The organism is Robiginitalea sp. (assembly GCF_982776155.1).
This window is the reverse complement of sequence record NZ_CEXZKX010000004.1, coordinates 86,917-109,431: the sequence shown is the minus strand read 5'-3', so window position 1 is coordinate 109,431 and position 22,515 is coordinate 86,917. Positions and strand designations below refer to the sequence as shown.

Below are 22,515 nucleotides of genomic sequence, written 5' to 3'. Positions count from 1 at the left end.
AAGCTGGCCTTCCCGACCCGGTTGGATCAATAGGTTGCCAGTACATTTTCGGTCACCTTCTGCCCGTCCAGCATCCGGATAATCCGGTGGCTGTACTTGGCGTCGTGTTCGCTGTGGGTGACCATGATAATGGTGGTGCCTTGCTCGTTGAGCTCCGTGAGCAGGTCCATCACCTCGTTCCCGTTGGAACTGTCCAGGTTCCCGGTGGGCTCATCCGCAAGGATGAGCTTCGGGTTGTTCACCACGGCCCGGGCCACGGCCACGCGCTGCTGCTGTCCGCCTGAGAGCTGCTGGGGGAAATGGCGCCGACGATGCATGATCTGCATCTTTTCCAGCACCTCTTCCACGCGCGCCTTCCGGTCGGCGGCCTTCACTCCCGTATAGATCAGCGGCAGTTCCACGTTTTCAAAGACGGTGAGTTCGTCGATCAGGTTAAAACTCTGGAAGACGAAGCCGATATTGTGTTTGCGCAGGTTGGCCCGTTTGCGTTCGTTAAACCCGGATACCTCAATCCCGTTGAACTGGAAGCTCCCCCCGTCCGGGTCGTCCAGCAGGCCCAGGATGTTCAGCAGGGTAGACTTGCCACAGCCCGAGGGGCCCATAACGGCTACGAATTCGCCTTCCTTCACCTCAAACGACAGTTTGTTCAGGGCGATGGTCCGTACCTCCTCGGTACTGTAAAATTTCTCTAATTCTTCAACTTTGATCATGGTGGTAGTATATTATTTCGTTCTAATCGTATTTCAGCTCGCCCGTCTCAGTCCTCGAGGACCAGTTCCTGGATGTCGCCATAGTTGTCGTAACTGCTCGTGACCACCCGGTCGCCCGGCTGGAGCCCGCTCAGCACTTCGTAATATTCCGTATTCTGGGATCCCAGGGTGATATCAGTGCGGTAGGCGGTCCCGCCCCCCTCGCTCACCTTGAATATCCAGTTGCCCCCGGTTTTCTGGAAAAACCCGCCTTTCGGAATCAACAGGGCCTCCTTCTCCTCGCTGAGTGCCAGGCGGATCTGCAGGGACTGCCCGCGGCGGATCCCTTCCGGTGCCTCCCCGGTAAACTCCATATCCACCTGGAAGCGCCCGTTGGTTACCTGGGTGTATACCTTCTTGATTTCCAGCACATGGCGCTCCCCGTTAAATGAGAAACTCCCGCGTTGGCCCGTGTAGATCCGGGATATATAGTGCTCGTCGATATCCGCGCGTACCTTGAACCCGCTCAATACGTCGATTTGTCCGAGGCGCTCCCCTTTGACCTTGGATTGCCCGATTTCCGCATCCAGGGAGGTCAGCTGCCCGTCAATAGGGGCCCGGACCACCAGGTCTGCCACCTTGCGCCGCATGAGCTCCAGGGCGTTTTGGGTGCGCGCATAGGAATTGGCTATTTGCCGTTCCTCCTGGCTGACGGAAAGGGAATCCTGCCGGAGGATTTCCTCCGCCAGTTCCATCCGCTCCTTCTGGTAGTTGTAATCGTTTTCGGCGATGATGAGCTCCTGCCGTCCGATGGCGTCTTTTTCATACAGCCTCTTATTGAGCTCGTAAAGCCGGCGCGCCTCAATCAGGCTGTTTTCCACATCGGTATACTGGTTGAGCCTGTTGATGGTATTCTGCCTGGCGGCGTTTTGTGAAATCTGCATTTGGGTGAGCAGGTTATATACCTGGGTTTCCTGGTTGACCAGGCTGAGTTCCAGGTCGGTGTTCGAGAGCCGAAGGATGGGCTCGCCCTGCTGCATCATCGCCCCGTCTTCCACGAATTTCTCTTCCACCCGGCCGCCTTCCAATGCGTCCAGGTAGATGGTCGTGATGGGCAGGACCACCCCGTTCACCGGGATGTTTTCCTGAAAGGCGCCGCGCTGGACCGTACTGATGGAAATCCGTTCGGTCTGCACGTTGAGCTTGGCGCCGCCGCTGGTGGCGATAACCACGTAGGTAATCAGGGCGATCAGCAGAATGCCACCGGCGATATAGGCGATTTTCCGGGAGTCGAATCGTTTCTTTTCAATTGGGATGTCCATAGTGGTTTTAGCTATTCTATGAATTTCATGTGCAAAAGCATGCCAAATCCATAAGGCGCTATAAATCAAGTGGATGTTTAGATTGTGCGCGGGTGGAGTGTCCGGTTTTGATACACCGGGTGTCCGGTGCCGTAACACCGGGTGCGCTACCCGAAATTTAGCGGCCCCTGCCACAGGCTGAGCAATTGAAAATTGTAATATTGTAGTATGTCGCTCAAGAACGCACATATTCTGGTCATCGACGACGATGAAGACGTCCTGATTGCGCTCCGGTTGTTGCTGAAATCGAAGGTGGCCCGGGTGGTAACCGCCCGGAACCCAAACCAGATAGACCACCTGATGTCCGGCCAATCCTTCGATGTCGTGATCCTGGATATGAATTTTAACGGCCTGGTCCATACGGGGAACGAAGGGCTTTACTGGCTCGGGAAGGTGCGGGAAAAGGACCCCGGGGCCTCGGTAATCCTCATTACGGCCTATGGGGATATCGACCTGGCCATCCGGTCTTTGAAAAAAGGGGCCTCGGATTTCCTGGTCAAACCCTGGCAGAACGAGAAACTGCTGGAGGCCGTACGGGAGGCAGCGGGCAAGAAGGGGAGGAAGGCGAAGCCGCCCAGGGCAGGGGGCAATACACAGATTGTGGGGCAGAGCGCCCCGATGGAGGATGTGTTTACGAAAGTGGGGAAGGTAGCGCCCACCGATGCAAATATTCTGATCCTGGGGGAAAACGGAACCGGAAAAGACCTGGTGGCCCGGGCCATTCACGAAAATTCAATGCGCCGGAAAGGGCCGTTTGTCAAGGTGGATGTAGGGGCCCTGACCGATTCCCTGTTCGAAAGCGAGCTCTTCGGGTATCGGAAAGGCGCCTTTACCGATGCGCGGGAAGATCGCCCGGGTCGATTTGAGGCCGCCCAGGGTGGGACGCTGTTCCTGGACGAAATCGGGAATATCAGCCTGCGGCAACAAGCCCGCCTGCTGACGGTCCTGCAGAACCGGCAGGTAACTCCTTTGGGAAGCAACGAACCGATTCCCGTCGATATCCGCCTGGTATGCGCCACCAACAAGGGCCTGGAGGAACTGGCGGATGAAGCCACCTTCCGCCGCGACCTGATCTACCGGATCAACACGGTGGATATCCTGATCCCTCCCCTGCGGGAACGCGGGGGAGACCGCCGGTTGCTCGCCCGCCATTTTGCGGACGCGTATGCCGAGAAATACGGTAAAGGACCGTTTCGCTTCGAACCCGAATTCCTTCGAAAGCTGGACGCCCATACCTTCCCGGGAAATGTCCGGGAATTGCAGTACGCCCTGGAGCGTGCCGTGATCATGGCCGAGGGAGACGAATTGCGGGCGGAGGACCTGGTTTTTTCAGCCATGGAAAAAGAGGGCGGGGCCCGGGATGTCCCGAAAACCACCAACCTGGAAGCCCTGGAGAAGCATACGATACTCAGCGTAATCGAGAAGAATAACGGAAATATTTCCAAATCGGCCCGGGAGCTGGGACTTACCCGCACCGCCCTGTATCGCAGACTCGAAAAGTATGACCTTTAGGAGCTATGCGGCATTCCTTCTGCTGCGGACATTCCTGCTCGCGGCATCCCTGGCCGTGTGCATATACGGGTGGCTGAAGCCGCATACCTACCTGGCCTTAGGGGGCGCCCTGGTATCCCTGTGGGCATTGAATTCCCTCTACCGGAGCGTTGTGCGCCGTTTCCGCGAAATGGACGATTTCTTTGAAGCGGTAAAATACCGGGATTTTTCCCGTTGGTTCAGCGAGAAACACGGCTCCCTCGAAATCCGGAAGTTGCACCGCGGCTTCAACCTGGTCAACAAGACCTTTAAGGATATCAACCAGGAACGGGAGGTGCAATTCCGCTACCTGCAGAAAATTCTGGAGATGGTGGAAGTAGGTATCATCGCCTTCAACCTGGAGACCGGCCAGGTGCTTTGGGTAAACGAATATCTCCTGAGGCTCCTGGATATCCCATCGTTCAAACGGATTAGCTTTATCGCCAAACGGCTCCCGCAGGCCTACGAAGAATTGTTTGAAACCTACCATGCCACCACGGCTTCCGTTGAATTGCCAATCCGGCAGGACTCCGTCCGCGTGCTCATTGCCGATACGGTTTTCCAGGTGGGGGAGGACTCCTACAAACTCGTGGTGCTCCAAAATATCGAGGAGACCCTGAACCGGAACGAAAGCGATGCCTGGAAAAAGCTGCTGAGTGTGATGACCCATGAAATTATGAACAGCATTGCACCCATCAGCTCTTTGTCGGGAACGCTTCAGGACCATATACAGGCGGCCATGGACGACCCGGAAAAACCCCTGGAACTGGAAGACCTCAGTGCGGGTATCCAGAGTATCCAGAGACGCAGCGAGGGCCTGATGAAGTTTGCCAGGACCTACCGCAGCCTGCACAAGGTCACTCAATTGAACCGGACTACCATCGGCAGCGCGGAACTCTTTGAGAATATCCGTATCCTGCTGGAGCCGTCTTTGAAACAGCGGCAGGTAGACCTGATATTTTCCTCCCCCCAGCCGGACTTGCGCCTGGATATAGATACCTACCTGATCGAACAGGTGCTGATTAACCTGGTCATCAATGCCATGGATGCATGCGAGAACCGGCCCGGCTCCTCGGTGCGGGTGGTAGCTCGTAAAAATGAACAGGGGCAGGGGACCATCCGTGTAATCGACAACGGAAAGGGCATTCCGGAGGAAATCCGGGAGACTGTCTTTGTGCCGTTCTTCAGTACCAAGGCCACGGGAAGCGGCATTGGATTGAGCCTCTGCAAACAGATTATGACGCTCCACCGCGGCAAAGTCCGCCTGCGGAGCGAGGTGGATACCGGGACGGAGATCCGGCTGATCTTCCCCTAAGCCGGCATTCGCCCCTTTTCTCCCCGCCTGTCGACGGGCCCTGGCCGTAGGGCAGTACCCGGATTAGAGCGTCAACCAGTAATTCAATTTCAGGACAATCCCCCGGTTCCGGTTTACCTGAAGGAAGGGGGTACTCAGGTAATTGTCCGTATAGACGATGAACAGGTCGGACATGGGGGCAAAACGCCACTGCAGTCGGCTGTTGATGTTGAAGTTGTCGGACTGGGTATTGTACTGGAAAAACGTGGTCCAGAACAACTTGTTCGAGAAGTTTACCTCCGAGCGCTGACCAATCAGCGTCAGGTCGGCGGCCCCGTAAGGCTCCGGCAGCCTCAGGTAATTCTGCTCCAGGCTGAAGCTGAAATTCCCCCAGGGTTGTACCCGGTAGGTGAGCCCGGCGCTGAAGCGGTTGAGCGTCCCGTTAAAGAATTCCCCCATCTGCACTTCCCCTTCGAAAGCCAGGGATTTTCGTTCGTCGGAACTATAGGCAACCGAAGCCTGGCTGTAGGTGTATTTCCCAGGCGGCAGGGGTTCTCCTTCCGTGAAACGGGTGGCAAACAGGAGCCTTGTATCATTATCCTCCAGGCTCAGGCTCGCCCGGCTCGTGTTGCGAAACCGCAAATCGTAATCAATGGAACTGCTGCGTTCGTTGAAGGTCCAGTCCGGTTGCCAGTCCATCACATTCCTCAGGGAAAAGCCGTGGGCAATTACGGCCCGGTCTCCTTTGGGTCGGAAGGTATAGCCGGCCCGGGTAAAAAGGTGTTCATACCCCAGGTGAACAATCGTGTCGTTGGCGGCATCGTAGTTGTCCAGGCGGGGGATAAAGCCGATATCCGCATAGTAATCCGTGTCAATCCCGAAATAATCTACCAAGAAGGAGACGTTCCGCGTGTCCCGGCTAATTACGATATTCCGGAACGTTCCCAAACCGATGTCCGGTTTGTCCGACAGGTGTAACCCGCCTATCACATTCCAGGTACCCGGGAGATTTACATAATTGAATTCTACGCCGGCATTTCGTCCGTAATCCCCGTAGTCCAGGCCTTCGTCCTTGACAACAGCCTGTCGGTTGGTGACGTACCCCTTGATGATGGAGCGGTCCCAGACACTCTGGTTGAAGGTGGCTATCGTGTAATTCTGTCCATTACGGCCCTCCTCGGCCCGGGTCTGCAGATTGAGCAGGCCAATGCGGAAACGCTTGGTCAGGTTCCCGCTGAGGCGCGCCCCGTAAAGGATGGGGACCGGCATACGGTTTTCGTCCAGGCCAATCCGGCGCGAGAATATCGGACGGGCAGGAGGGGGCCCAAAACTGGTAAACAAATCGGCATTTTCCAGAAAAAACGGCCTGCGTTCCGGGAAATTCAGGTTGAACCGCGTCAGATTGGTCTGTTGTACGTCCACATCCACCTGGGAGAAATCCGGGTTTACAGTCAGGTCCAGGTTCAGGGAAGAAGTCAGGGCCAGTTTGGCATCGATGCCGGCGTCGAATTCCGTTTCGCTGGCCGCCGGATCGGCTTCCTTGTCCTTGTAATGCGAAGTCCGCACATAGGGGATGAGGGAAATATTCGTGCCGGTTTTGGCCGGGGGGGTATCCCAATTCAGGGCCCCGGTGTAGCCCAGGTCCGTAAGGTCGAAGTTGACGGGCATGGGCGTCCAGCTGTGGTACTGGTTTTCCTTGAGGTCATTCCGGAAAAAATTGATTCCCCAGGTGTCGATACCCGCTTCAAAACGCAGGGTTTTGAACGGGATGGCAATTTCCACTACCCAGCGGTCTTCCAGCCGGCTTACCTCGGAAAACCAGCGGTTGTCCCAGCTGAAATTCAAGTTGCCGAAGGAACTCTGGCTCAAGAGGTCTTCGGATTGTACGTTATACGGGCTTACCCCAAACAGGAAACCGTTCGTGCGGCGGTTAAGCGGGTCGATCACCACACCGAAACCGTCCCCGTCAAAAAACCGACTGTCGCGCTTCAGGGTTTGGACCACGTAGTCTGCAACGTCGTAACAGACTGCCGAAATATAAAAGAAGCGGTCGTCGTAAGTTGCCCGAACTTCAGTGCGTTTGGCCGCGGGTATGCCATCTATGGGGAATTTCTGCCAGAAATCCGTGGCGACCGCTGCTTCTTGCCAGGCGGCCTCCTCCAATTGGCCGTCCAGGGTTATGGGGGAATTGGCCCGGGCAATCACCAGGCTATTGGTAGTCCGGGTGTCCTGCGTCCGGGCTTGTGAAAACCCGAAGGCGGTAAACAGGAACATCCCGGCCAGGGCCGGGATGTACAAGAATCGATTCATAGGTATTATTTGTTTTCCGAAGTGAATTTCCGGGTTCTCGCATCTTCAATGGGGCCGTCCCAGTTCAGGCCAAAGCCAAAATCATAGGCATGGCCCGCCGCATCTACATGGGGTTCCATGTCCAGGGGCACATCCTCGAATTGCGCCTCCACGGTTGCCATGTTAGCCGGCATCTGCATGGGGAGGAGGCCGGATGGCTCCACAACCCCCGTCAGGACGTCCAGCACTGCCTGGTCCTGAACGTTGAAATTCAGGACAAGCCCCTGGATAGCAGATTCAAATTCAGCAACGACCGTCGGGTTGGAAAGTTTCAGGATCACAATCACGGGTTTCCCGTCCATCGCCCGGACGGTCTGCCGGATGAGTTCGAGGTCTGACTTGTTTTTAGCCGTCACGGACTTCCCGCGGTAGGTTCGATTGAGCACATCGCCTTCCCGGGCATCGCCGGCCAGGCTGGGATCCCGCGCCGTATCCGCCGTATAGGTATCGTATTGGAGGCTGATCGGCAGAAAGCCGTTCCCCCCGGCTTCCGCATCTTCCGCACTGTATCCGGCGGTCCTCCCGTTCTCCGGGTCGGTAATGACCACGATCGCCACATCGGCGGATTCGGGGCTTTCCGCCAGCTCAAAATAGCTGTCGGCGAGATCCGGGTTTACCGGCATTTCCCAGCGTCCGGGGATGACGTCCCCGAAAAAGGTCTGAGAAGGCGGTACGAATCGTTCAGGGATATATACCGCGGTTTCCTTCGAAAGCGGTAGGATGTTTTCCTGGTTTTTCAATACCACCACAGAGCGCTGCTGGGCCCGGTACCCTGCATCCATGTATTCCGGTTTGCCCACAATGGCTTCTGTTTCAGCTACATCCCGGTAAGGGTTTTCAAAGAGCCCAACCTGGAAGATATTGGTGAGGAGCCGTCGGGCCGAGGTTTCAAAACGCTCCCGCATGAATTCCTCCCCGTGCTCCGCAACGCCCATTTCAAACGCTTCGAGTACGGGGCCGGCTGCATTGTTGCCGCCGAACTGGTCGCACCCCGCCATCAGGATCCGGTAGTGCCTCTCGGCCTCCGTCAGGTGTTCAACCCCCCAGGGCGTCCGACCGAAGACGGCCATCCCCTCATCCGGGCGCGTGACTCCCCAATCCGTGCAGATCACCCCATCGTAACCGTATTTGCCGCGTAACTGGTCGGTGATAAAATAACTGCTGAATGCATTCCCGACATTGTCGCCTCCCGGGTCCTGCCCGAAAGAAATTGTGTAATAGGGCATCACCGCAGCCGCTTTCCCGGTGCCGCCATTGAGGTTAAATGCACCCTCTACAAATGGTTTTTTATGCATTTCCAGGTTGTCCCCGGGGAATACGGCAAACTTGCCGAACCCGTAATGGGCATCCCGTCCTGCCTCCCCGGTACCGCCGCCCGGCCAGTGCTTGACCATGGCATTGACGCTTTCAAAGCCCCAGCCCCCCGAGGTCCCGGCAGATTCGGACGAGGTCTGGAAACCGTCCACGTAGGCGCGGGCCATCTCGGTTGCCAGCACCGGGTGGGGCCCAAAAGTACCGCTGAACCGGTACCAACGGGGGTCTGTAGCGAGGTCTACCTGGGGGGAAAGCGCCGTAGCAATGCCCAGGGCCCGGTATTCCACCGAGGCAATCCGCCCGAATTCCTCAACCAGCCCGGGGTCGAATGTTGCTGCCAGCCCCAGGGAATTCGGCCAGCGGGAGATATCCCCCCCGGCGCCCAGGGTGTATTCCTCATCCGATTCCGCTTCATGCCGTGGGTCCGAACTGTTGTTTGCAGGGATTCCCAGTCCCAAACCTTCCACCAGCGCCTGGACATTGTTGTTCCATTGGGCTGCAACGGCCGGGCTTTCCACGGATGTCATCAATACGTGGCGCAGGTTGTCATCGGTCAGGAAAGCTTTTTGCTGGTCGGTGAGGTCGGAAGAAGCTGCCCCGCTTTCTTCCAGGGATTTCCCGCCATAAGTGCCGCCGCCGCGGAATCCCCCTCCGGGGATGCGCTGGTGACCACTGTAGAGCATCAGCCCGGCGATCTGTTCCACCGACATCCTGGATGCCAGGTCCGCAGCCCGCTCAGAAACCGGCAGGCGCCAGTCTTCATAAGGGTCCAGGGAACCGTTGCGGTTCAGGTCCTTAAAGGCATACCCGTCGATTTCCAGGAGTTGCACCCCGGATTCCGGGGAATAGCCCAGGGTCTGACCGCCTTCATTGGTGACCAGGTTGAACCCGTCTTTCTGGGTTTCTTCCCATTTGGGACCGCAACCTGAAAGCAGGATGGCAAGGAGGAGCCCCGTCGCAAGGGGTCGGTTTGATAAGCGTATCATGATGTGTTGGTTTGGTTATCTGTAATAGAAACTGAATCGCCGGGTCTGAGGGGCCGGATTCGGCTATTGCTGAGCCATTTCCAGGCGGATGGTGATTTCGATATCATCACCGAGGGTAGGAGTGTCCCCCCCAACGCCGAATTCCAGGCGGTTGATAGTGGTCTCCAACCGCACGCCGGCCTTGAGTTTCTGGCTGCGCTGGTCGGTGATCACACCGCCAACCTTACCTTCAAAGGTCACCGGCTTGGTCACCCCGTGGATGGTTAAGTCGCCCTTTAATTCAAAGGTGTTCTCCCCGGTGGAGGTGCTTGAGGTGGTGGTAAACGTCATTTCAGGATAGGTTTCCACCTCGAAGAAATCCGCGCTGCGCAGGTGGTTGTCCCGGCGCTCATTGTCCGTGTCCACACTGGTGGTCTGGACTGTTGCCGTAAACTCCGGGGCGCTGAAATCGTCCGAGGCCTTGGCCGAGATATCGAATTCATTGAAGTTCCCCGTCACGGTGGAGATCATCAGGTGGGTGATTTCGAATTCCACACTGGAGTGGGCGCCGTCTGCCTTCCATTCGGACTGGGCGGTCAGGAAACCCGTTGTCAGGAGGGCGGTTAAAAGGATGCTTAATTGTTTCATTTTAATTGGGTGTTTGTGTTAGAAGCGTTTCTTGTGACCCCATATCCGGTTGCCGGGCAGGAGTTATTTGAGAAGCCCCTCCGGTATTGGCCGGAGGAATCCCCTCCTTTGGATGCAATTACCCGTCAAAAGTTTAATCCAACATGGAAATTTAACATTTTCCGGTCATGACCCGAGTAAAGATATCGCGTTTGAGTACTGTAACTGTTACGGACTGTTCCGGTTGAATCTTAGGGTAGGGTGGTTTGGGCAGGGGGCAGCTGGTTAGCCGCCTGCGTTGTTTTTCGCAATTTGCGCTAGCCGTTCATCGATGGCCTCTTTCGGAAACCATCGGTCCCCGAGCATCAGCCCGCGCATATTCCGCAGTGTCCCCGGGTCTTCCAACGGGTTGCCTTCCACCAGGAAAAATTCGGCGCGTTTCCCGGTTTCCAGCGTACCCGTTTCAGATTCCATCCCGAAAAACCGGGCCGGGTAAAGCGTGCCCATCCGAAGGATTTCCAGGGGGGAAAGACCCGCATTGCGCATCCCCCGGATTTCATGATGGATGGAAAACCCCGGGACGTTGAACACCTGCGGGGCGTCCGACCCAAGAAGCAGGCCGTAACCGTCCGCCTGCAGCCGGGCAATCAATTCCAGCCGGATTGCGTTGAAAGCCTCCCATTGTTCCGGGTCCCAGGAAGGATCCGACATATATTGCTCCTTGGAGCGCTTCCAGTTGGCCAGGGTTTCGGCTGGCATGTATTTCATCTCGGGCTGGGCCAGGATGCTGTCTGCGTCCGCGGGGGCGAACCACCGCTCAAACAGGCTTTGAGTGGGCACGACGGCCACGCCATAGGCCCTGGCAAGGGCTACCAGCCGGTCCATGGATTCGGTTTTCGCCAGGGGGGTAAAATTGAACCCGAAGAACCCGTTGGCATGCGGGTCCACCCCCTCCGATTCGGGCACCAGCCCCTCCAGGAAGCCGTCTACGTGATCGATGGTCGCATACCCGCTCTCCAGGGCGTGGCGAATCCCTACCTCCACGGGCACATGACCGGCAAACGGGATGCCTTCCTCCCGGGCAGTGGCTACCAGGGTATCAAAAACGGGTCGGCGGATTCCCGGATGGATCTTCAGGAAATCATAACCGTCGGCGGCGTATTGTGTAACCAGCCTCTGGGCGTCTTCCGGGGTGGGTATGGAGTTGCCGTTCAGCGAAGGGCTGGAGGTAAATATCCGCGGGCTTACCAGGTTCCCATGGTCCAGCCGCTTTTTCAGTTCCAGGTGGTAGGGGTCGCCCAGCATGCCGCGAATGGTGGTTATGCCGTTGGACAGGTAGAGGAATAGCGTTTCCTCGATCCGCGTCTCCGGGGTCGGCGGGGCCGGGATGTGCGCGTGCATCTCCGCCAGGCCGGGCACGGCATAGGCTCCGCCCGCATCGATGTTGTTTGCGTAAGCCCCCGAATTTTTTACACGGGGCGCAATTTCAAGGATCCGGCCGGAATCTACCGCCAGCATCTGGTTTTCCAGGATTCGGCCATTGACCACATCCACCACGTGAACATTCCGGAACAGATAGGCCGTATCCCCCGGGGTGTCGGGGGAAGACTGCCGGCAGGCAATAAAAAGAAAAGCTATCGACAGGGCACCTATGAGTTTACTGAGCGTTTTCATTCGGATCGCGTTTTTTTACCGGCTTTGAGCAACCGGATGATTTCTTTGATTCGTCTGTTGCGGGTGGCTTCGCGTTTGGCCTGGAAGAGCCAGTAGAGATAACTCTTCCGGTAGGTCCGGGCGATTTCTTCAAAAAATTCCCGCGCCTCGGGATGTAACTCAAATGCCTCCCGGAGGTCGGCCGGGACCACCCCGTTTTCCACATCGTCGAGCGCGCTCCACGAGCCATCCTTTTTGGCGGCTTCAATCACTGCCAGGCCCCCGGGTCGCATCCTGCCCTCCTGCATCAGTTCCCGGACATGCTGCTTGTTGACCTTACTCCAAACGCTCCCGGGTTTCCGCGGGCAAAAATACTGCCGGCGTTTCCCGCTACCCAGGCTTTTGACCGTGGAATCGATCCAGCCAAAACACAAGGCTTCCCGGACGGCTTCCTCCCAGCGCATGCTGGTTTTTTCATGCGCCACCGTGTAAAAGATCAGGTAAATCCCCCTGCTCTTGCCGGCGTTTGCATCCAGCCAGCGGCGCCATTCACCGGCCGTGGGAAAGTAGTGGGTTTCCAGGTCCACGTTTGTTTCAAATGTAACTTCCTTTTAAAAATACAAGAAAGTTCTGGCATTTCTGGCAATCAATACGTGTAATATGTACATTAGCAAGTCAAACTAAACAAAAACAACCCGATTCATGAAATTAATAAGAAAAGCCCTGCCGGTCATTCTCGTACTGGCATTGATGGTTTCATGCGACAAGGAGCGCCCGGGCCCTCCGAAAGTCCTCGTCTTCAGTAAGACGACCGCATTCAGACACGCCTCTATCCCCAGCGGTATCGCAGCGATCCAACAACTGGGGGCCAACAACAATTTTACGGTGGATACTACCGAAAATGCAGCCCGCTTTACCGAGGAAAACCTGAGCCAGTACAGCGCAGTTATCTTCCTCAGTACCACCGGGGACGTTCTGGATGCTGCCCAGGAGGCCGCATTTGAACGCTATATCCAGGCCGGGGGAGGATACGTGGGAGTCCACGCTGCCACCGATACGGAATACGATTGGGGTTGGTACGGCAGACTGGCCGGCGCCTACTTCCAGAGCCATCCGGCAGGAACTCCCGAGGCGGACTTCCATATTGTGGACAAAGGACACCCGGCCACCGAATTTTTCCAGGACTCGGTTTGGCACCGCACGGATGAAATGTACAACTTTAAGAATTTGAACCCCGAGGTAAACGTCCTGATCACCATAGACGAATCCACTTACGAAGGCGGGGAAAATGGCGATTACCACCCGATGGCCTGGTACCATGAATACGACGGGGGACGGGCCTTCTATACGGCTCTGGGCCACACGGAGGAATCGTTCTCGGAAGATTTGTTCCTGCAGCATCTCCTGGGGGGTATTCGCTATGCCATTGGGGAAAACCTGGAACTGGATTACGACCAGGCCCATTCGCAGATCCCGCCGGAGGCCAATCGTTTCAGCAAGGTGGAACTCGTGGGAGGCGAATTTTTTGAGCCCACAGAAATGACCATCCTGCCCAACGGGGACATCCTTGTGGGGCAGCGCCGGGGCGAAGTGATGCTCTACGAAGCCGCCACGGGTGATTTCCGTCAGGTCGCGGTCCTGGACGTATACCATAAAACGCTGAATACGCCGGGGGTCAATGCCGAAGAAGGCCTGATGGGCCTGCAAAAGGACCCGGACTACGCCAATAACCATTGGGTTTACGTCTATTACGCCCCAACCGGGGACGAAGAAAAAAACGTGCTTTCGCGATTTAAGTACCAGGACGGGAATTTTGACCTTGAGTCGGAGCAGGTGATCCTGGAAGTGGCCAGCGACCGTGAGATCTGCTGCCATACCGGGGGGTCTATTGCCTTTGGTGGCGATGGGCTGCTCTACCTGTCCACCGGGGACAATTCCACCCCGTTCAACCAACAGGACGTACCCTACGTCAATAACGGTTTTGCCCCCCTGAACGACCTGCCGGGGAGCGAACAATTCGACGCCCGCCGGTCTTCCGGGAATACGAACGACCTGCGCGGGAAGATTTTGCGCATCCGCGTTAACGAAGATGGTAGCTACAGTATCCCGGAGGGCAATCTCTTTGCCGAAGGAACTGAAAACACGCGGCCTGAGATTTACACCATGGGCCACCGGAACCCCTACCGTATCTCCGTTGACCCTAAAAACGGATATGTCTACTGGGGGGATGTGGGGCCGGATGCACGGGGCGACAGCCTCCAGACCCGGGGACCGCGCGGTTATGACGAAATCAACCAGGCCCGGGAGCCCGGCAACTTTGGCTGGCCGCTGTTTATCGCTGACAATAAGGCCTATGTGGACTACGACTACGCCACCGGGGAAAGCGGGGAAACCTTTGACCCGGAACGGCCGATCAACGATTCGGAAAACAATACGGGCCTCAGGGAGTTACCCCCCGCACAACCGGCAATGGTCTATTACCATTACGGGCAATCCGCGGAATTCCCCCAGGTGGGATCCGGCGGACGAAACGCGATGGCCGGACCCGCCTACTACACGGACCTGTATAACGGGGAAGGCGCGCTGCCGGATTATTACGACGGAAAAATCCTGGTTTACGACTGGATGCGCGGCTGGATGAAATCTGTGGAATTGTTTGAGGACGGGACCTTTAATAAGATGGTACCCTTTGCCTCGGATATCCAGCTGAATAACCTGATCGACATGGAAGTGGGCCCGGACGGCCGCATCTACCTGCTCGAGTATGGAACGGGATGGTTTACAGCCAATGACAACAGCGGTTTGAGCTACATTGAATACAACGGCGGGAACCGTCCGCCCATGCTCGAGGGCCTCGAAGTGGACCTGACTTCCGGGGCTGCCCCCCTGGCCATCCAGGCCACCCTTTCTGCCGAAGACCTGGAGGGCGACCCGATCCAGTATGTCTGGACCATGAGCAACGGCGACAGCCTGGTAACCGACGCACCCAGCCTGGCCTATACCTTTGAGGGTACCGGAGAATTCCAGCTGACGGCAAGGGCGATGGACAATTCCGGGGAAATTTCCGAAGGCGCCTCCGAGACGATCTATGTGGGGAATACACGGCCTGAAGTCCGAATTTCGATGGAAGGCGGGAATGAATCCTTTTTTATCCCGGGTGTCCCTGTAAAATATAGTGTTACGGTGATGGACGAGGGACAGGAAGTAGCGCCGGATGATAATTTGTACGTATCGGTGGACTACCGGGAAGGCATGGACGACAGCTCCAGGGACTTCGGTCACCAGCAGGCATCGGCCGCCATCACCGGGAAGGCCCTGACCCAGAGCCTGGATTGCAAGGCCTGCCATAAAGATCAGGAAGCTTCAATCGGGCCGTCCTATATGGAGGTCTCCCGGAAGTACCAGGAAGGTCGGCGGAATTCCAACCTGAGGTACCTGATGGACAAAATCCGCAACGGCGGAAGCGGTGTCTGGGGTGAGGTGGCCATGGCGGCCCACCCGGACCTGAGCACGGATGAGCTGAACCAAATGGCGTCCTACATCCTGTCGCTGGCAGACGAGCGGCCCCGGCCGCCCTCCCTGCCCGCCAACGGCACCATAGTGCCGGACCCTTCGCAGGCTGCTAATACGATGATCCTGACGGCATCCTATACGGACCCGGGACAGAACGGGGTTAAGCCGCTAACCGGGGTTGCCCGGACGGCACTAACCGGAAACCGGATTTCCCCCCGGGAAGACATGGAGAAGGAAGGGATGCAGTCCATGACCTTCGGCGGGATGGACCTCGTGTTGCTCAATGCCCCTCAGGGCTGGCTGGATCTCGGCGGATATGACCTTACCGGAGTAAATACCCTGGTACTTGAAGCCGCGTGGCAGTCGCCCCCGGCCGCCGGGTCGGATTTTGAGCTACGCCTGGGCAGCGCCGACGGGGAGCTCGTCGGGACGGGTAGCCTGGACTCCCCGAGCGGGCCGGGTGCGGCCATCCCGGTTGCCTTTTCCAAAGAGCTCAGCGGCCGGCAGCCGTTATTCCTTACGTTTAAGCGGCAGGAAGCAGCAGGGGACGACCCCGGCATGATGGCCATTGTAGGTATCCAATTCCGTTAATGAATGGTATCCCGGACCCGTTTTTGGTCCGGAGCAAATGCACAGAGAAAAAAAGGCGCCCAACGGGCGCCTTTTTATTGCGGTTAAAATCGGAGGTGCCAACCCTTTCTATTGCAGTTGGAGAGGAAGGCTCCGTCCCCTTCTATTCGGTTTCCGTCCCGGACCGCGGCTGGTAAGGTCCGTAAACTGCATCCCTGAACTTTTTATGCAGTTTTATCGGGTCGTAAGGAAATAATTGCACAAAAAGTACGGCGGCGAGATCATTTTTCGGATCTACCCAGAACAGGGTGCTCGCGGCTCCGTCCCAGAAGAACTCCCCGACCACCCCGTTGTTTTCCTCCGGGGAGGCTGGCGGGGCCACGCGTACCGCAAAATCGATCCCAAAACCCACATTTCCCTTGCCGGGCAACCAGGAGCGTTCCTCCACGCTGTCCGGTAAGTGGTTCGTCGCCATCAGCTCAACAGTCTCCGGCTCCAGGACTGCCCTGCCTTCCAGGACCCCTTTGTTTAAAAGCATGCGGGCAAAGCGCATGTAGTCGTCCAGGGTGGAGGTCAGCCCCCATCCCCCGCGGGTAAGCGGCCAGCGCTGCAGGTATTCTATTTTAGCCGTGGAATCGGGTAATTGGGTGAGGGTGCTGTCGTCTTCCCGCCGGTACATGGCCGAAAACCGGTCCCGGTCTGACTCGGGTACGAAATACCGGGTTTCCTCCATCCCCAGGGGGTCCAGTACGTGCTCCCGGACGTAGGCCCCGTAGGGCTGGCCGGAGATCCGCTCTACCAGGAAGGCCTGTACATCTACGCTGGGGCCGTACTCCCACTGGCTCCCGGGTTGGAACCACAAGGGAAGTGATCCGAATTTTGCGCCGAGCTGCTGCAACGTATTTTCCCGATTCAACGGATCTGCAGCTGCCAGGGCCTCGCTGAGGCCCGGGATGTTCGGGCGGTTCGGAAAACCTGCGGTATGCCGGGTAATATCCCGGATGGAAATCGGGCGGTGAACGGGCTCCAGCAGCATTTCGCCATTTTCGTCCACCCCGGTATACACCTGCATGTCCGCGAATTCCGGGGCGTATTGGGTAAGCGGGTCGTCCAGTTCAAAGGCTCCATCTTCGTAGAGCGTCATCAGCGCGGTACCCGTAATGGGCTTGGTCATCGAATAGATCTGCACGATTGTGTTCCGGTCCATCGGGATGCTGTCTTCCCGGTCCGAATAGCCATAGGCGCCGAAATAAGCCTCCTGACCCTTCTCCCAGACCAGGGCAGATATCCCTGCGACATTCCCGGTAACCACCATGTTCCGCAGCAGGGAATCGATCCGTGATGCCGCTTCCGCCGTAACTACTTCAGGATTCGGCGCAGCGGAATCCGAATTCTCAGACTTGCCCCCGCAGGAAACCAGCAGGCCCAGGAAGCCAACGGCTAGAAGGCGGGAGGGGAGCACCCGGGTTTGGCTCCTGAAATGGCGATAATACCTGTGCTTCAGGTAAGGAAATAAAACAATCATGTGTGTAATTATATCAGTTGGATGATTTGAATGGTTGCTCTTTATAGGTGCTTCCGGGGAAACGCTCAACTCAGGGGGCGGGCACCGGTTTCTTGTGGATGTAAAAATTGGCATCAAACCCGAGGACGGCATCGGCTTTCAGGGGCTCGGATTTCCAGTCGGCCTCCGGAAAGATCCACCGGGGCTCGCCGTTTGCCAGGATTCGGATGGGCATGTCAAAGCCGTCTACGATTTCGGTATACCGGAATTCCAGGCGATCGCCCACCCGGCGGTATTCCAGGGTAGGTATCATCGTTGTCCGCAGGTACTGGTCAAAAAATGCACTCAGGTTTTTCCCGGTTCGCTCGCTCATATAATGTTCCACTTGGGCAGTGGTGACGGTCTGATGGCGGAACTCTGCGTTGAGGCCCCGGAGCACCGAGCGCCACAGCGCATCGTCTTCCACCAGTTGCCGCAGCGTGTGGAGCATATTGGCCCCCTTGTAGTACATGTCCGGGGAACCTTCCCGGTTGACGCCGTACGTGCCGATCAGCGGCCGGTCGTTCTTTATATTCCGGCGCGTCCCGATTACATAGGCGGCTGCGGCCTCCGTCCCGAAGTGGTAATCCAGATAGAGGTTTTCCGAATAGGCCGTAAAGCCCTCGTGGATCCACATATCGGCGATATCCCGGTAGGTGATGTTGTTGGCGAACCATTCGTGCCCCGCTTCGTGGATAATGATAAAATCGAATTTCAAACCCCAGCCGGTCCCGGAGAGGTCGCGCCCCAAATAGCCGTTGGAATAGCCGTTCCCGTAGGTCACCGAACTCTGGTGTTCCATCCCCAGATAGGGTACTTCCACCAGTTTGAAACTGTCTTCGTAAAACGGGTAGGGGCCGAACCAGTGTTCGAAGGCCTCCAGCATCAGGGGTACCTGCCCGAACTGATTTTTTGCTTTTTCCAGGTTCTCGGGTAAAACATAGTAATCCAGGTCCAGATCCCCGTTTTCCCCTGCATAGGTATCCCCGAAATGCGCGTAGTCCGCGATGTTTACATTCACCCCGTAATTGTTGATGGGATTGGAGACAAACCAGTGATACGTCCGGCTGTCGCCGTGGTCCGTTACCTGCCGGAGCCTCCCGTTCGACACATTCATCAGCGGTTTCGGGATCCGGACGGCAATAGCCATACTATCCGGTTCGTCGTACATATGATCCTTGTTTGGCCACCAGGCACTTGCCCCGAGCCCCTGGCAGGAAGTGGCCGCGAAGGGCTGGCCCCGGCTGTCTGTGTCCCAGGAGAACCCGCCGTCCCAGGGGGCGCGCACGGCCTCCCGCGGCTTCCCGGAGTAGGCCACATGCACCGCTTCGAACGCACCGGGCCGCTGTACTTTCCGGAGCTGGACAAAATGCGCATTGCCCTCGGAAGTGACGTCCAGGCGCTGTCCGTCCTGCCACACCGAATCGATTTGCAGGGGCTGCTGCAGGTCGATCTGCATCCGGGTAGCCGGCTCGAGCACCCGGTAGCGGATTGTGTTGGTACCCGAAAGGGATTTTTCCTCCGGGTTTACGCGCAGGTCCAGGGAATAATAGTTGAGGTCCCACCAGGCGCGTTCCGGCGTGATACTGCCCCGCAGGGAGTCCTGTCGGGTAAAGGTTTCCGGTTGCCCGGACGCTCCCAACTGGGCGGACAGACCGGCTGTCAGCCCAAAGAGGGCCAGTAAGGTCAGGAAAAGTTTCATCGTGGTTCTGTAAAATGCGCTCATTGGTAACATCCTCTTCAAAAGTCCTGCCAACTACCGGGTGGCGCTGGCAGGGCCGGCGAGAATATACGCATAATCGCTCTGCCGGACAATGGAAACGAGGTCCGAGGAGTTGAGCAGCTCGTAAATGGCCTGTTGCTTGTCGTCCCGGTTCCGGTAGTACGATTTGCTGATGAGGTAACCCACCGTGTAGCCCAGGTCGTGGGGCCGGTCGTCGATGCTGCCGCCGTTGTACAACCAGCGGGAATTGTCCGACCCGAAGAGGTCCTCCCGGAGGTCGGCAAAGATGCGATGGTGGTTTTCGCGGTCTTCCAGAAATCGCAGGTTTTCGTTGTCCAGGGGCTCCCCGGAGGATAATTCCACCAGGAAATCGCAGACGCCTTCCCCGATAACCCCGGCCAGGACGGATTCGTTCAACAGCGTATCCCGGTAATTCTGCTGAAAATGCATCAGTTCATGGAGGGTGAGCGCCGGCAGGTCGGAAAAGCCCATAATCGCCCCCCGCTGCCAATCGGTCAATTGCTCGATGGGCATGTTTGGGGACCGGCCGTACATGTCCCCTCCCACAAACAGTCCCATCTCCGTGGCCGTACCCCCTGAATTGAGGATGCCCGGGACGACAAATACTTTTGGGAACACAGCTTGGGGGTACAAATCCTTAAAACGTTCCATCCAGCGGGTGGTGCGGGATTTCAAGACGTGGATGCTATCCGGGTTGAATTGTTGCTTCAGGTAGCGGTAGTAGTCGGGGGCCCCGTTGATCATCTGTCCGTACATCTGGTCGATACTCCCATAGCGAACCGTATAGAAGTCCCGGAGTTCCCGGGGACCCTCGAGGATAAAAGCGCGAAGTTCCCGCCGGGCCCGGGTGGTATCGGCCAGCGCCCGGTCAAAATAGGGCCAGAACGCTTCCATGGCCTCCAGTTTCACGGCAAAATGCTCCACGTGGCTCAGCGCCGCTTCTATGGAATCCAGGCGGTGCAGGAGCCGGACGTATTCCGGATTGTCTTCGGAGAATGCGGTTGCCCTGAATTTCCCGAGGATTTTCGGGTTGGCCATCCCCCGGTCGATGGCCTGGTGGATCAGCGAGAGGACCGAATCGGCCTGCCCGGCACCTTCATATGCCCACGCGGCGATCAAATAGAGTTCCGAAGACTTCAGGTCCCGGTTTTCGCGAACCAGGAGGTCGCCGAGATCTTCGTGATCCCCGAGGCTATCCAGAACAAAGTACTCCTCAAAAAGCTGGTTGATATCCGGGAGGTAGGCGCTGGCAACCGGATCTGCCGGGGTGGGGTCCGAGCAGCCGTCCAACAGCCCGGAGAGAACCGCCGTCAGGGTGATGACCCCGGCGTAACGGATGAAAACTTCAGGAAGTTTGCGAATCGGTTTCACATCTATGCCGGTATTTCTTCTGGGTTAATCCCGGAGGATGCCGGAGGGGAAGGCCACGAGGCTTTCGTGCCCGTCCGGCCCCACGGCGGCTACCCCAAAAAAGAAATTGTCGATGACAATCCCCTCCAGGGTATGGCTCGTATCGTTGACCTGTACAAAATGGTCCCAGGTCGGGGAGGTGGTGTCCCTCCAGTAAATTTTATAGGCTGTTGCTCCAGGAACCGGATCCCATTGCAAACGGGCCGCAGGCTCCACGATGCCCCCGATCCGGACATTTTCGGGCGCGGAAGGGGCCCAGCCCAGGGAGGCCAGTGCGATGGCATTCACGGCCGTGAGTTTGGCCGCGTATTGAAAATCCACATATTCCAGGAGGTCCCCATAGAGGATACCGTCTTCCAGGCGGATGTCCTGGTGTTGCTGGGTGTAATTTTCATGGGCTTCCATGATGCGGATCCCGGCATATCCCGCATCGTTGAAGGGCCGGTGGTGGCCCCCGCGGCCGAATCGGTCGAGCCGGTAGATCATCATCGGGTTCATCTCCGGCATATAGGTTTTCGTGGTTTTATGGACATACCGGGCCAATTGCCGGGAAATCCCGTCTACCTCCCCGCCGTAGAAACGCCTCGCCCGGCGCTCCCGTTCAGTTTCCGTGGGGGGAACGGGTTCTGAAAAAATGCGGAAATCCCGGTTGCTGACCACGCCGTCCACCCCGGTGGTATTCCCGATCATGTCGTTGTTCAGGATGCCGATGATTTCCCATTCATTGTTCTTGGCGTATTCCGCCAGTCCCCGCCCCCCGAACAGTCCCTGTTCCTCCCCGGACAGCCCGGTAAATACAACGCTGTTCCGGAACTGGTACCGGCTCAATACCCGGGCTGCCTCCAGTACACCGGCCATGCCACTGGCATTGTCGTTGGCGCCAGGGGAATCCGAGGTAAAGTCCGTCGGGTCGCTGACCCGGGAATCGATATCGCCGCTCATGATCACATACCGGCCGGGGTTTTCGGTTCCCCGCAACACAGCCACCACGTTGACTACCCATACATCGCGGATAATCCGGTTGTTTTCCCCTTCGGGCACCAGGTTCCGCTGGTAGAAGACTTCCAGGCAACCGCCGCAATCTGCGGATATTTTCTCAAATTCCTTTTTGATCCATCGGCGAGCGGCACCGATACCCCGCGTATCGGAGACGGTATCGCTGAGCGTATGCCGCGTGCCAAAGCCCGCCAGGGTGGCGATATCCGATTCGATGCGGTCAGCCGAAACCGCCTGGATGATGTCGTAGAGCCGCGGATCGGCCTGGGACTGGAGGGTAATTGTGAATAAGAGGAATAGGGGGAGTACTAACTGTCTCATTGATCGATATCTTTGTATTTGCGTTTAAACCATTGGGCGTGCCAGAAACACAGGGGGCCAAGCAGGGCATATATAAACCCGGGCAGGCCGATTTGCACTCCGGCCTGCAGGGTTGCGAGGACCATGGACAGGACCCCTATCAGCACGAAAATGGTGAAATGCCTTGCATAGAACAGGCTGACAAGAGAGGGTTCCACGGCGCGCAATTTCTTATAAGACCTAAAATACATCGCGGCGAAGCACAGGAAAATTAAGGCAAAACCCAGGCTGTACATGCGGAACAGGTTGGAAAGCCCTTCCATGGTAATCCGCTCCTGTCCCATAAAGGAATTCACCAGGGATTTCAGAGGGAAAACATAATAGAGGATTACAAACAACAGCACGGTATTGACCGCGATGATCCAGTTGTCGACATAGCCGGACCGCCGGAAGTAGTTGTAATGGACCCACCAGAATGCGACCAGTACAAAAAAACTGGCAGCAAAGGCCAGGAAACTGGTACCCTGTGACTCGAGTACCCGGAAGTCTCCGTCCCATTCAAAGCCGACCACAAGCAGGGTGGCGGCAAAGGCTAAAACCCCGTCGCTGAAAGCTTCAAGGCGGTTGGTGTTGTGCTGGAATTTCACCTGTTGAAAG

General features: G+C 57.1%; 15 protein-coding genes. 3 read left to right on the top strand and 12 right to left on the bottom strand.

Annotation, left to right across the window (positions count from 1 at the left end):
- Nucleotides 1-26: 26 nt before the first annotated feature.
- Together AC3DKS_RS08270 and AC3DKS_RS08265 are read right to left on the bottom strand one after the other, a co-directional pair.
- Nucleotides 27-710, bottom strand: coding sequence for an ABC transporter ATP-binding protein (locus AC3DKS_RS08270; RefSeq protein ID WP_272607842.1), 684 nt, complete (start codon nt 708-710; stop codon nt 27-29).
- A gap of 47 nt (nt 711-757) precedes the next feature.
- Complete coding sequence (locus AC3DKS_RS08265; protein ID WP_272607843.1) at nt 758-2,011, bottom strand: efflux RND transporter periplasmic adaptor subunit; 1,254 nt, start codon at nt 2,009-2,011, stop codon at nt 758-760.
- Nucleotides 2,012-2,218: 207 nt separating this feature from the next.
- Here AC3DKS_RS08265 and AC3DKS_RS08260 point away from each other — a divergent pair, with 207 nt between their 5' ends.
- Together AC3DKS_RS08260 and AC3DKS_RS08255 are read left to right on the top strand one after the other, a co-directional pair.
- On the top strand, nt 2,219-3,562 hold the full coding sequence (locus AC3DKS_RS08260; protein ID WP_272607844.1) for a sigma-54-dependent transcriptional regulator: 1,344 nt from the start codon (nt 2,219-2,221) through the stop codon (nt 3,560-3,562).
- Nucleotides 3,552-4,895, top strand: a complete 1,344-nt coding sequence (locus AC3DKS_RS08255; RefSeq protein ID WP_272607845.1) for a sensor histidine kinase — start codon at nt 3,552-3,554, stop codon at nt 4,893-4,895. The genes AC3DKS_RS08260 and AC3DKS_RS08255 overlap by 11 nt, the downstream gene beginning before the upstream one ends.
- Before the next feature lie 63 nt (nt 4,896-4,958).
- Here AC3DKS_RS08255 and AC3DKS_RS08250 read toward each other — a convergent pair whose 3' ends face one another.
- The 5 genes from AC3DKS_RS08250 to AC3DKS_RS08230 all read right to left on the bottom strand — a co-directional run bounded on the left by AC3DKS_RS08250 (nt 4,959) and on the right by AC3DKS_RS08230 (nt 12,369).
- Nucleotides 4,959-7,184 (bottom strand): DUF5916 domain-containing protein, encoded by a 2,226-nt coding sequence (locus tag AC3DKS_RS08250; protein ID WP_015755298.1) that lies wholly within the window; start codon nt 7,182-7,184, stop codon nt 4,959-4,961.
- Nucleotides 7,185-7,189: 5 nt separating this feature from the next.
- Nucleotides 7,190-9,523 (bottom strand): glycoside hydrolase family 3 protein, encoded by a 2,334-nt coding sequence (locus tag AC3DKS_RS08245; RefSeq protein ID WP_272607846.1) that lies wholly within the window; start codon nt 9,521-9,523, stop codon nt 7,190-7,192.
- Nucleotides 9,524-9,586: 63 nt separating this feature from the next.
- Entirely contained in the window at nt 9,587-10,150 is a 564-nt protein-coding gene (locus AC3DKS_RS08240; RefSeq protein WP_015755296.1) for a YceI family protein, read from the bottom strand.
- Between the two features lie 264 nt (nt 10,151-10,414).
- Entirely contained in the window at nt 10,415-11,803 is a 1,389-nt protein-coding gene (locus AC3DKS_RS08235; protein ID WP_272607847.1) for an amidohydrolase family protein, read from the bottom strand.
- Nucleotides 11,800-12,369 carry a YdeI/OmpD-associated family protein gene (locus AC3DKS_RS08230; RefSeq protein WP_015755294.1) on the bottom strand — a complete coding sequence of 190 codons (570 nt, stop codon included), beginning with the start codon at nt 12,367-12,369 and terminating at the stop codon, nt 11,800-11,802. Before AC3DKS_RS08230 ends, AC3DKS_RS08235 begins: the two co-directional genes overlap by 4 nt.
- A 115-nt stretch (nt 12,370-12,484) precedes the next feature.
- Between AC3DKS_RS08230 and AC3DKS_RS08225 the strand changes: the two genes are divergently transcribed.
- Nucleotides 12,485-15,886, top strand: a complete 3,402-nt coding sequence (locus tag AC3DKS_RS08225; protein WP_272607848.1) for a ThuA domain-containing protein — start codon at nt 12,485-12,487, stop codon at nt 15,884-15,886.
- A gap of 142 nt (nt 15,887-16,028) precedes the next feature.
- On the opposite strand, the gene AC3DKS_RS08220 is transcribed toward AC3DKS_RS08225, so the two are convergent.
- The 5 genes from AC3DKS_RS08220 to AC3DKS_RS08200 all read right to left on the bottom strand — a co-directional run bounded on the left by AC3DKS_RS08220 (nt 16,029) and on the right by AC3DKS_RS08200 (nt 22,505).
- On the bottom strand, nt 16,029-17,390 hold the full coding sequence (locus AC3DKS_RS08220; RefSeq protein WP_015755292.1) for a serine hydrolase domain-containing protein: 1,362 nt from the start codon (nt 17,388-17,390) through the stop codon (nt 16,029-16,031).
- A gap of 70 nt (nt 17,391-17,460) precedes the next feature.
- Nucleotides 17,461-19,110, bottom strand: coding sequence for a M1 family metallopeptidase (locus AC3DKS_RS08215; RefSeq protein WP_272607849.1), 1,650 nt, complete (start codon nt 19,108-19,110; stop codon nt 17,461-17,463).
- Nucleotides 19,111-19,164: 54 nt separating this feature from the next.
- Nucleotides 19,165-20,523: a DUF2268 domain-containing putative Zn-dependent protease gene (locus AC3DKS_RS08210; protein ID WP_272607850.1), complete on the bottom strand. Its 1,359-nt coding sequence runs from the start codon at nt 20,521-20,523 to the stop codon at nt 19,165-19,167.
- A 24-nt stretch (nt 20,524-20,547) separates the two neighbouring features.
- Complete coding sequence (locus tag AC3DKS_RS08205; RefSeq protein ID WP_015755289.1) at nt 20,548-21,879, bottom strand: M28 family metallopeptidase; 1,332 nt, start codon at nt 21,877-21,879, stop codon at nt 20,548-20,550.
- Nucleotides 21,876-22,505: a TMEM175 family protein gene (locus tag AC3DKS_RS08200; protein ID WP_015755288.1), complete on the bottom strand. Its 630-nt coding sequence runs from the start codon at nt 22,503-22,505 to the stop codon at nt 21,876-21,878. Before AC3DKS_RS08200 ends, AC3DKS_RS08205 begins: the two co-directional genes overlap by 4 nt.
- Nucleotides 22,506-22,515 lie beyond the last annotated feature (10 nt).

Bases quoted from the DNA above. Each gene is read 5' to 3' on its own strand.
- AC3DKS_RS08215 (WP_272607849.1), bottom strand. From the start codon at position 19,110: ATGAAACTTTTCCTGACCTTACTGGCCCTCTTTGGGCTGACAGCCGGT.
- AC3DKS_RS08205 (WP_015755289.1), bottom strand. From the start codon at position 21,879: ATGAGACAGTTAGTACTCCCCCTATTCCTCTTATTCACAATTACCCTC.
- AC3DKS_RS08245 (WP_272607846.1), bottom strand. From the start codon at position 9,523: ATGATACGCTTATCAAACCGACCCCTTGCGACGGGGCTCCTCCTTGCC.
- AC3DKS_RS08265 (WP_272607843.1), bottom strand. From the start codon at position 2,011: ATGGACATCCCAATTGAAAAGAAACGATTCGACTCCCGGAAAATCGCC.
- AC3DKS_RS08240 (WP_015755296.1), bottom strand. From the start codon at position 10,150: ATGAAACAATTAAGCATCCTTTTAACCGCCCTCCTGACAACGGGTTTC.
- AC3DKS_RS08220 (WP_015755292.1), bottom strand. From the start codon at position 17,390: ATGATTGTTTTATTTCCTTACCTGAAGCACAGGTATTATCGCCATTTC.
- AC3DKS_RS08260 (WP_272607844.1), top strand. From the start codon at position 2,219: ATGTCGCTCAAGAACGCACATATTCTGGTCATCGACGACGATGAAGAC.
- AC3DKS_RS08225 (WP_272607848.1), top strand. From the start codon at position 12,485: ATGAAATTAATAAGAAAAGCCCTGCCGGTCATTCTCGTACTGGCATTG.
- AC3DKS_RS08235 (WP_272607847.1), bottom strand. From the start codon at position 11,803: ATGAAAACGCTCAGTAAACTCATAGGTGCCCTGTCGATAGCTTTTCTT.
- AC3DKS_RS08270 (WP_272607842.1), bottom strand. From the start codon at position 710: ATGATCAAAGTTGAAGAATTAGAGAAATTTTACAGTACCGAGGAGGTA.
- AC3DKS_RS08255 (WP_272607845.1), top strand. From the start codon at position 3,552: ATGACCTTTAGGAGCTATGCGGCATTCCTTCTGCTGCGGACATTCCTG.
- AC3DKS_RS08250 (WP_015755298.1), bottom strand. From the start codon at position 7,184: ATGAATCGATTCTTGTACATCCCGGCCCTGGCCGGGATGTTCCTGTTT.